Source organism: Candidatus Symbiopectobacterium sp. NZEC135 (genome assembly GCF_025962695.1).
Genome location: NZ_JAGFPF010000512.1, coordinates 1 through 1,288 on the forward strand (window position 1 = coordinate 1; position 1,288 = coordinate 1,288).

2 protein-coding genes are annotated in these 1,288 nt (G+C 62.7%); both read right to left on the reverse strand.

Features of this window, described 5'->3' with window-relative positions; translation table 11 throughout:
- A partial coding sequence (locus tag J5224_RS28320) for a methyltransferase domain-containing protein (RefSeq protein WP_264628436.1) occupies positions 1-246 on the reverse strand: 246 nt, incomplete at its 3' end.
- Positions 239-1,288: 8-amino-7-oxononanoate synthase (gene bioF / locus J5224_RS28325; protein ID WP_264628437.1), on the reverse strand; the 1,050-nt coding region annotated here is incomplete at its 5' end. The genes bioF and J5224_RS28320, both read right to left, overlap by 8 nt.

Here is a 1,288-nt window from a genome sequence, read left to right on the forward strand (position 1 = left end):
CGCCTCTTGCAACATGCCAGCAGACAGATCCAACGCGATCACCTGTTTACCCAGCGCGCGCCAACGTTGACTGAAATGCCCGGTGCCACACCCCGCATCCAGTATCTGCTGTCCGGCAAGCGGTAGCGCCAGGGTCATCAGATGTTCACCGCTGGTGCGTTGCAGCTCGGCAAACCGGGTGTAGCGCTGCGCCGCACGGCCAAAAGCCTGGGCAATGGCCCGTTTGTTATGCAATTCATTACTCATTGACACCTTCCTGTTGCCCATGCGCCGCCGTGTGCAAAGCGGCAAGCAGGCGGGCGATGTCATCATCCGTGTGGCTGGCCGTCAGCGTAATCCGCAGCCGTGCACTGCCGGGCGGCACGGTAGGCGGACGCATCGCACTCACCCAGAATCCCTGTTGACGCAAACGCTGTGCCACGTGCAAGGCAGCGGGGTTGTCACCGACGATCAGCGGTTGAATGGCACTTTGCGATGGCATCAAGGTAAAGGGTAAATCCCCGGCCCCGGCGCGAAACTGAGCAATATGGTGGCCTAGCCTGTCACGCAGCGCGTCGCCCTGCTGAATGCAGGACAATGCCGCGCGCAATGCGCAAGCCTGAGCCGGTGGCATACTGGTGCTGTAGATCAGGTGACGGGCAAACTGTAAGAAGTAGTCGGCTACCGGTTCGCTGCACAACAGGGCGGCCCCGCTCGCGCCAAACGCCTTACCGAACGTCACGACCAGCAACTCAGGTTTTACCCCCTGCTGCCAGCAACTGCCGCGCCCCTGCTCGCCGCACACGCCTACCCCGTGCGCATCGTCCACCATCAGCCAGGCTCCGCGCGCCTGCGTCAACCCATGCAGTGCGCCCAGCGGCGCGCTGTCGCCGTCCATGCTGAAAATACCTTCCGTGACGGCAAGGGTTTCGCCCGGAGCATCTCCCTCCAGCAGGCGTTGCAGCGCCGCAGGCTGATTGTGTGCAAAGCGGCGCAAGGTGGCCGGTGACTGGGCGGCGGCTTCCAGTAAGGACGCATGGCTGAGCTTGTCTGCCAGAATGCGATCTTGCCCCTGCATCAGGGCAGCAACCACCGCCTGATTCGCGGCATAGCCGGAGATAAACAGCAGCGCACGCGGATAACCCAGCCATTGCGCCAGTTCGCCCTCCAACGCCGCATGCGCGTCGGTATAGCCCGTGACATGACCCGAGCCGCCGCTGCCCACGCCATAGCGCGTCGCACCGGTTTGCCAGGCGTCGATAATGGCAGGATGCTGGCTTAAGCCCAGGTAGTCATTGCTGGAGAAATT